This is a genomic window from Actinophytocola sp., from assembly GCF_035712165.1.
Lineage (GTDB): Bacteria > Actinomycetota > Actinomycetes > Mycobacteriales > Pseudonocardiaceae > DASYTH01.
Genome location: NZ_DASTBH010000163.1, coordinates 1 through 8,987, shown reverse-complemented (window position 1 = coordinate 8,987; position 8,987 = coordinate 1). Strand labels below are relative to the sequence as shown.

General features: G+C 71.0%; 6 protein-coding genes. 3 read left to right on the top strand and 3 right to left on the bottom strand.

From position 1 onward, the window contains the following. Together VFO68_RS09190 and treS are read right to left on the bottom strand one after the other, a co-directional pair. Positions 1 to 792: maltokinase N-terminal cap-like domain-containing protein (locus VFO68_RS09190; RefSeq protein WP_414635478.1), on the bottom strand; the 792-nt coding region annotated here is incomplete at its 3' end. After that, complete coding sequence (gene treS / locus VFO68_RS09185; RefSeq protein ID WP_325157766.1) at positions 789 to 2,606, bottom strand: maltose alpha-D-glucosyltransferase; 1,818 nt, start codon at positions 2,604 to 2,606, stop codon at positions 789 to 791. The genes VFO68_RS09190 and treS, both read right to left, overlap by 4 nt. 162 nt (positions 2,607 to 2,768) lie before the next feature. Between treS and VFO68_RS09180 the strand changes: the two genes are divergently transcribed. After that, positions 2,769 to 3,962: a cytochrome P450 gene (locus VFO68_RS09180; RefSeq protein WP_325157765.1), complete on the top strand. Its 1,194-nt coding sequence runs from the start codon at positions 2,769 to 2,771 to the stop codon at positions 3,960 to 3,962. Between the two features lie 3 nt (positions 3,963 to 3,965). Next, complete coding sequence (locus tag VFO68_RS09175) at positions 3,966 to 4,181, top strand: ferredoxin (protein WP_325157764.1); 216 nt, start codon at positions 3,966 to 3,968, stop codon at positions 4,179 to 4,181. Here VFO68_RS09175 and VFO68_RS09170 read toward each other — a convergent pair. Next, a complete protein-coding gene (locus VFO68_RS09170; protein ID WP_325157763.1) occupies positions 4,162 to 6,150 on the bottom strand; it encodes an alpha-1,4-glucan--maltose-1-phosphate maltosyltransferase in 1,989 nt (662 codons plus the stop codon). The genes VFO68_RS09175 and VFO68_RS09170 overlap by 20 nt on opposite strands. Before the next feature lie 116 nt (positions 6,151 to 6,266). Between VFO68_RS09170 and glgP the strand changes: the two genes are divergently transcribed. Further along, on the top strand, positions 6,267 to 8,816 hold the full coding sequence (gene glgP, locus VFO68_RS09165; RefSeq protein WP_325157762.1) for an alpha-glucan family phosphorylase: 2,550 nt from the start codon (positions 6,267 to 6,269) through the stop codon (positions 8,814 to 8,816). Positions 8,817 to 8,987: the final 171 nt, after the last annotated feature.

Here is an 8,987-nt window from a genome sequence, read left to right as displayed (position 1 = left end):
CTCGGTGGGCAGCACCTTGGCCAGGTCCGAATGCACCGAGGCGGTCGCCGCGCCCAGCCGCTCGCTGTCGGCGGCGAAGTCGCCGCCCACCTCGTCGGCGTGCAGGTCGCCCTCGGCCAGCAGGTCCCGCACGCTCGCCGTCGCGGTCGCCCAGCCCTCCACCCCGTCGGGCAGGAACCGCTGCAGGAACGCCAGCGCCACCGGTCCGTCGGGCAGCGACCCGTACAGGGCGCCGAGCGGTTCGGCGATGTGCGTGCTGCCGGCCTCGTGCAAGGCCCGGTGCAGGTCCAGGTCCCGGCTGTTGCCGGCGGAGGGCCGGCGGTAGAGCTTGAGGATGTAGTCCTGGCCGTAGATCACCGAGGTGTTGCTCTGCTCGACGCCGACCGGCCGGGCCCGCAGCCCGGGCGAGACCTCGGCGTCCGGCTCGGTTCGAAACCGCAGCCCGCCATGGTCGGCCCGGTCGACGAACAGGTCCAGCAGCCTGCCCATCAGCTCGGAGTCGTGCGGCGCGTCGTAGGCCTGCCGGCCGTGCGCCGGTGCGATGACCGCGTGCAGCAGCCCGTCGCCGGGATGCTCACGCACCCCGATCCACAGCTGGTACGGGTCACCGCCGCCCACCTGAACCAACGCCTGCACCAGGGCGGGGTCGCCCTCGATGACCGTGGTCGCGGCCACCAGCCGGACCTCGGTGATCTCGTGCCCCTTCGCCCCGAACCACCGCTGCTCGGGTAGCCAGTGCCGAAGGGGCTCGAGCAGACCGGTGACAAGTTCGTGCGCCTGGAACTCGCTCACGGACGTTCGCCCTCCTCCCCTTGAACCGTTATCTGGAACCAGTAGAAGCCATGGCCGGGCAGCGTCAGCAGGTACGGCAGCTCGCCGATCGGCGGGAAGCCGACCCCGCCGGTCAGCTCCACCGGCACCCGTCCGGCCTGGTCGGACAGGTCGAGCTCGACCGGCTGCGGGAAGCGGGACAGGTTGTTCACGCAGACGACGAGGTCCTCCTCGCCATCCGGGTCCACCCATCTGCGCTGGTAGGCGAGCACGCTGGGGTTCGACGAGCCGAGCTCGGTGAACTCGCCGAGACCGAACGCGGCGTGCTCGCGGCGCACCTGCAGCATCCTTCGGGTCCAGTGCAGCAGCGAGGAATGGTTGTTGGAGTGGGCCTCGACGTTGAGCGCCTGGAAGCCGTAGATCGGGTCCATGATCACCGGCAGGTAGAGCCGGCCGGGGTCGCAGCGGGAGAACCCGGCGTTGCGGTCCGGGGTCCACTGCATCGGCGTACGCACGCCGTCGCGGTCGCCCAGCCAGATGTTGTCGCCCATGCCGATCTCGTCACCGTAGTAGAGCACCGGCGACCCCGGCAGGCTGAGCAGCAGCGCGGTGAACAACTCCTGCTGGTTGCGGTCGTTGTCCAGCAGTGGGGCGAGCCGGCGCCGGATGCCGATGTTCGCCTTCATCCGCGGGTCCTTGGCGTACTCGGCCCACATGTAGTCGCGTTCCTCGTCGGTGACCATCTCCAGGGTCAGCTCGTCGTGGTTGCGCAGGAAGATGCCCCACTGGCAGCGCGACGGGATGTTCGGCGTCTGGGCCAGGATCTCCGAGATCGGGAACCGCGACTCGCGCCGCACCGCCATGAAGATCCGCGGCATCAGCGGGAAGTGGAACGCCATGTGGCACTCGTCGCCGCCGACCGCCGGGTCGCCGAAGTACTCCACCACGTCGGCCGGCCACTGGTTGGCCTCGGCCAGCAGCACCCGGCCGGGGTACTCGTCGTCGACCACCTTGCGGCAGCGCTTGAGGAACTCGTGCGTGCGCGGCAGGTTCTCGCAGTTGGTGCCCTCGGCCTCGAACAGGTACGGCACCGCGTCCAGCCGGAACCCGTCGATGCCCAGATCCAGCCAGAACCGGATGACGTCCAGCATCGCCTCCTGGACGTCGGGGTTCTCGTAGTTGAGGTCGGGCTGGTGGGAGAAGAACCGGTGCCAGTAGAACTGGCCGCGCACCGGGTCGTAGGTCCAGTTCGAGGTCTCGGTGTCGACGAAGATGATGCGCGCCTTGGGAAATCCGGTGTCGGTGTCGGCCCAGACGTAGTAGTCGCCGTACGGGCCGTCCGGGTGGTTGCGGGACTCCTGGAACCACGGGTGGGCTTCGGAGGTGTGGTTGAGCACCAGGTCGGTGATCACCCGGATGCCCCGCCGGTGCGCCTGGTCGAGCAGGTAGACGAAGTCGTCGACGTCGCCGAACTCGGGGAGCACGGCGCGGAAGTCGCTGATGTCGTAGCCGCCGTCGCGCAGCGGGGAGGCGTAGAACGGCGGCAGCCACAGGCAGTCCACGCCCAGCCAGTCCAGGTAGTCGAGCTTGTCGGCCAGCCCGCGCAGGTCGCCGGTGCCGTCGTTGTTGGAGTCGTTGAACGCCCGGACCAGCACCTCGTAGAACACCGCGGTCTGGTACCAGGCGGGATCGGTGGGCGCCGAGCGGGCATGCCTGAAGTCGCCGGCCTGCGGCTCGACGAGGTGGCCATCGGCGGTGAACGCCTCGCCGGTGTGCGGCACGCCCTCGAGTCCGAGCGCCGCGTCGGGACGTGGTTCAGCCAGAGGCTCTGTCATCTCAGACCCATCTCCTGCGCGGCCGTCGTTGGTCGAGTTCCATGGTTGTCACGCGGGGCGGATTCTGCAGGACAACGTTCGGAGTTCTTGATCACCCCGGGGTTGATCACGCTCCGCGACTGGGGGCTTACGAACTGAGTACAGACCCGATATACACGATGGGTGACGCTTTCGACACGAAGTGACCCCGTCAGCTATCCGTTCAAGGACAACCTCGGCATCGAGCTCGACGAGCGGTACCGGGCCGTCCGCGAGACGCCGGGCATGATCCGGGTGCAGATGCCGTTCGGTGAACCGGCCTGGCTCGCCACCCGCTACTCCGACGCCCGGCTGGTGCTCGGCGACCGGCGGTTCAGCCGGGCCATGTCGGTCGACCGCGACGCGCCGCGGCTGACCCCGAACCGGCTCACCCAGAACATCCTGGCCATGGACCCGCCCGAGCACACCCGGCTGCGCACGCTGGTGGCCAAGGCCTTCACGATGCACCGGATGGAGGCGTTGCGCCCCCGGGTGCGGGAGATCGCCGAGGCCGCCCTGGCCGAGATGGTCGCCGGCGGCCAGCCCGCGGACCTGGTCGAGCAGTTCGCGCTCACCATCCCGGTCGCGGTGATCTGCGAGCTGCTCGGGGTTCCGCTCACCGACCGGCCGAAGTTCCGGGCCTGGAGCGACGCGGCCATGTCCACCGCACGGATGACCCTCGAGCAGTTCGAGGCCAACCAGAGCGGGCTGCGCGGATACATCGCGGATCTCATCGCCGCCCGCCGCGCGCAGCCGGCCGACGACCTGATCACCGCGCTGGTCGAGGCCCGCGACGAACGCGACCGGCTCAGCGAGGACGAGCTGATCGACATCCTGGTCACGCTCCTCGTCGCCGGGCACGAGACCACCGCGACGCAGATTCCCAACTTCGTCTACGTCCTGCTCGAACGGCCCGCGCGGTGGGCCGAGCTGCTGGCCGACCCGGAGCTGATCCCGGCCGCCGTCGAGGAGTTGCTGCGCTTCGTGCCGCTCGGCGAAGGCCCCGGGTTCCCCCGCTACGCCACCGAGGACATCGAGGTCGGCGGCACCCTGGTGCGCGAAGGCGAGCCGGTGGTGATCGCGGTCGGCGCCGCCAACCGCGACGAGCTCCGGTTCCCCGGCGCCGACGAGGTCCGGTTCGACCGGGAGAACAACCAGCACATCGGGTTCGGCCATGGCGTGCACCACTGCCTGGGCGCCACCCTGGCCCGGGTCGAGCTGCAGGAGGCGCTGCGGGTGCTGCTGGCCCGGGTGCCCAACCTGCGGCTGGCCGGCGATCTGGTGTGGAAGACCGAGATGCTGGTGCGCGGCCCGCGGACGATGCCGGTCGGCTGGTAGGTCATGTCCTGGAACGTCGAGGTGAACGGCCGGGTCTGCATCGCCTCCGGGATGTGTTCGGCCCTCGCGCCGGACTACTTCGCCCTGGACGGCGCGCACTCCCGGCCGGTCCACCCGGAGATCGCCCCAGACGAGGTCGTGCTGGACGCGGCCGACTCCTGCCCCGCCTCGGCCATCACCGTCACCGAGGCGGGCCGGGTCATCGGCCCGACGGAGTGAACACGCTCAGGATGTGCGCCACCGCGTGCCCCGGGTCCAGGCGCACGTAGTTGGCCTGGCCCCACTCCCAGATGGCCCCGCTGACCTCGTCGCGCACCGTGAACCGGTCGCCCCAGTCGAAGCCGAGCGCCGGCAGGTCCAGCCACAGGGTGCCCTCCTGCGGCTGGTGGGCGTCGAGCGTCACCACCACGATCACGGTGTCGCCGCTGCCCGGGTCGGTCTTCGAGTAGGCGATCATCGCGTCGTTCTGGATGTCGTGGAAGCGCAGCGTGCGCAGCTGCTGCAGGGCCGGGTGGGCCCGCCGGATCGCGTTGAGCCGGGTGATCCACGGTTCCAGCGACCGCCCGTCGGCCAGCGCGCCGGCGAAGTCGCGCGGCCGCAGCTGGTACTTCTCCGAGTCCAGGTACTCCTCGCTGCCCTCGCGCACCGCCTCGTGCTCGTAGAGCTCGTAACCGGAGTACACCCCCCAGCTCGGCGACATCGTCGCGGCCAGCGCCGCCCGCAGCGCGAACATCCCCGGCCCGCCGTACTGCAGCGACGCGTGCAGGATGTCCGGCGTGTTCACGAACAGGTTGGGCCGCGTCTCGTGCGCGTGCTCGACCAGGTCCACCCCGAACTCGACCAGCTCGGACTTGTGCACGCGCCAGGTGAAGTACGTGTAGGACTGGGTGAAACCCAAGCGCGCCAAGCCATGCATCCGCGCCGGCCGGGTGAACGCCTCGGACAGGAACAGCACGTCCGGCTCGAACGTCTTGACCCGGCCGATCAGCCAGTGCCAGAAGTCCGGCGGCTTGGTGTGCGGGTTGTCCACCCGGAACACCCGCACGCCCTGCGCCACCCAGTGCAGCACCACCCGCAGCATCTCGGCATAGGCGCCGTCCGGGTCGTTGTCGAAGTTGAGCGGGTAGATGTCCTGGTACTTCTTCGGCGGGTTCTCGGCGTAGGCGATCGACCCGTCCGGGCGGGTGGTGAACCACTCCGGATGTTCGGTGACCCACGGGTGATCCGGGGCGCACTGCAACGCGAAGTCCAGCGCCACCTCCATGCCGAGCTTGCGGGCGCGGGCCACGAACGCCCGGAAGTCGGCCAGCGTGCCCAGGTCCGGGTGGATCGCGTCGTGCCCGCCCTCGTCCGACCCGATGGCCCACGGTGAGCCGACGTCCTCCGGCGCCGAGAGCACGCTGTTGTTGGGACCCTTGCGGTTGACTCGCCCGATCGGGTGGATCGGCGGCAGGTAGACGATGTCGAAGCCCATCCGGGCGACCCGGTCCAGTTCGGCGGCCGCGGTGCGGAACGTGCCGTGCACCGGATTGCCCGCCTTGTCGACCCCGCCGGTCGAGCGGGGGAACAGCTCGTACCAGGAGCCGAACAACGCCCGTGGCCGGTCCACCCAGAGCTGGTACTCGGTGCCGGCCGTGACCAGCTCACGGACCGGACGCTCGACCATGATCCGGTGCACCGGGTCGGCCAGCGCCTCGGCGATCCGGGCCGGCAGCGGCCGCTTGACCTCGCGCAACGCCTCCGCGGCGGACAGCAGCATGCCGCGCTCGCCGTCGGCGCCCTGGGCCGGGCTCTCCTTGGCCGCCCGTTCGAGTAACCGGGCGCCCGACTCCAGATCGTTCGCCAGCTCCTCGGGACCCTGGGCGGCGGCCACCTTCACCTCGACCGCGTGCCGCCAGGTGGCCCACGGATCGCTCCAGGCATCCACCCGGAACGTCCACATGCCCTCGGTGTCCGGCACGATGGTCGCCGCCCAGCGGTCCAGCCCGACGCCGTGCGGCACCATCCGGGTGTGCCGGTCGGCGGTGTCCTTCGGGCCGCGCCAGGCGACCGTGGCCGCCACCGCGTCGTGCCCCTCGCGCCAGACCGTGGCGTGCACCGGAACGTGTTCGCCGGCAACGGCCTTGGCGGGATAGCGGCCACAGCTGACGACCGGAGCGACCTCGTCGATGCCCAGCCGTCCACTCATCGCCGCACCCTCCCGTCCGTCCACAACTCTGCCTACCAGTCTGCCCGGCACGGGGCTGGCTTGCTCGATCCAGGTCCGCGCGTCCGGACCCGCCGGGGTGCTCTAAGGTCGCCAGGATGAGAGCAGTGCGCCGTTTCACCGTCCGTGCCGGGCTGCCGGAACCATTGGCCGAGCTCAGGACACTGGCCACCAACCTCAGGTGGACCTGGCACCCGCCCACCCAGGACCTGTTCGCGGCCGTCGACCCACAGGCCTGGGAGCGCCTCGGCGACCCGTTGCGGTTGCTCGCCTCGGTGCCGGCCGAGCGCCTGGAGTACCTGGCCGGCGACTCCGGTTTCCTGGCCAGAACCAGTGCCGTGGTCGACGACCTGCGGCGCTACCTGACCGACCCCCGCTGGTACCAGCGCCGCGCCGACGACCTGCGCTCCGGCGAGACCCGGATGCCCGACTCGATCGCGTACTTCTCGATGGAGTTCGGCGTGACCGAGGCGCTGCCGAACTACTCCGGCGGCCTCGGCGTGCTGGCCGGCGACCACCTCAAGGCCGCGTCGGACCTGGGCGTCCCGCTGATCGGGGTGGGCCTGCTGTACCGGTCGGGCTACTTCCGGCAGTCGCTGTCGCTGGACGGCTGGCAGGTCGAGCACTACCCGGTGATCGACCCGAGCGGGCTGCCGCTGGAGCCGGTGGTCGAGCCGTCCGGCGCGCCGATCCTGGTGCACGTGTCCATGCCCGGCTCGCGGGTGCTGCGGGCCCGGATCTGGAAGGCGAACGTCGGCCGGGTTCCCTTGCTGCTGCTGGACTCCGACATCGAGGACAACGACGAGGACCTGCGCGGGGTCACCGACCGGCTCTACGGCGGCGACCAGGACCACCGCATCCGCCAGGAGATCCTGGCCGGCGTCGGCGGCGTTCGGGCGGTGCGCACGTACTGCGAGCTGACCGGCCACCAGCAGCCGGAGGTGTTCCACACCAACGAGGGCCACGCCGGGTTCCTCGGCCTGGAGCGGGTCCGCGAGCTGGTCTCCGGCGAGCAACTGGACTTCGACCAGGCGCTGTGCGCGGTCCGCGCCGGCACCGTGTTCACCACGCACACGCCGGTGCCGGCCGGCATCGACCGGTTCCCGATCGACCTGGTGCAGCACTACTTCGGCGACGGCGCGCTGCTGCCCGGCATCGACGTGCACCGGGTGCTCGCGCTGGGCGCCGAGGAGAACGTCGGCATGTTCAACATGGCGCACATGGGGCTGCGGCTGGCCCAGCGCGCCAACGGCGTCTCCCGGCTGCACGGGCAGGTCAGCCGGGAGATGTTCGGCAACCTGTGGCGCGGCTTCGACACCCGCGAGGTGCCGATCAGCTCGGTCACCAACGGGGTGCACGGCCCGACCTGGGCGGCGCGCGAGATGACCAGCCTGCTCGGCGAGTCCGAGCTGGGTGCGGAGATCGCGCCGGGCGGGCTGCAGCCGGTGACCGACGCGCTGCTCTGGGAGCTGCGCTGCGGGCTGCGCGAGCGGTTGGTGCACGAGGTTCGCCGCCGGGTCCGGCAGGCCTGGCTGCAGCGCGGGGCGTCCGCGCTGGAGCTGGGCTGGACCGAGACGGTGTTCAACCCCGAGGTGCTGACCGTCGGGTTCGCCCGGCGGGTGCCCACGTACAAGCGGCTCACGCTGATGCTGCGCGACCCGGCCCGGCTCAAGGCGTTGCTGCTGCACCCGGAGCGGCCGATGCAGCTCGTGGTGGCCGGAAAGTCGCACCCGGCCGACGACGGCGGCAAGGCGCTGATCCAGCAGATCGTGCGGTTCGCCGACGATCCCGAGGTGCGCCACCGGATCGTGTTCCTGCCGGACTACGACATGTCGATGGCCCGGTACCTGTACTGGGGCTGCGACGTGTGGCTGAACAACCCGCTGCGGCCGCTGGAGGCGTGCGGCACGTCGGGCATGAAGTCGGCGCTGAACGGCGGGCTGAACCTGTCCATTCGGGACGGTTGGTGGGACGAGCTGACCGACGGCACCAACGGGTGGGCCATTCCGACCGCGGACGGCGTGAGCGACCCGGTGCGCCGCGACGACCTGGAGGCGGCGGCGCTCTACGAGCTGATCGGCGCGCAGGTGGCGCCGTTGTTCTACGAACGCGGCGAGGACGGCGTGCCGAACCGGTGGCTGGCGCGGGTGCGGCACACGCTGGCCTCGCTCGGACCGCGGCTGCAGGCGTCCCGGATGGTGCGGGAGTACGTGGAGGGGCACTACGTGCCGGCGGCCACCGCTGTCGGCCGGGCCACCGCGGACGGGTTCAAGCTGGCCAAGGACCTGGCCGCCTACCGGGGGCGGCTGTCCGGGGCGTGGGCGCACATCCGGATCACCGACTGCGAGCTCGCGGTCGAGGACGGCAGCGCTCCGGTCGTGGGACAGCGGGTCCGGGTGCACGCCCGGGTGGACCTGGCCGGGCTCGATCCGTCCGACGTCGAGGTGCAGGCCGTGATCGGCCGGGTGGGCGACACCGACGAGCTGGTCGACGTCGTCACCACCACCATGACCCCCGACCAGGACGGCCGCTACGCCGGTGAGCTCACCCTCCCGCACACCGGCTCGCTCGGCGTCACCGCCCGGGTGCTGCCACGCCACGAACTCCTCGCCACCCCCGCCGAACTGAGCCGCGTGGTCCTGGCCTGACCTGGCCCCCCCGGGGGGCGTTGCCCTTTTGGTCGCGCGGTGGGTCATGGGAGGGCGGGCGCGGTCGGCGTAGCGTCTGTGATCGTGCGGTGGATACGCATGGTGTGCAGTCCTGCGCGGCTGCTCGCCCTGGTCACGGTGGTTGCCCTGGCCGGGGTCGAGCGGTCGGTG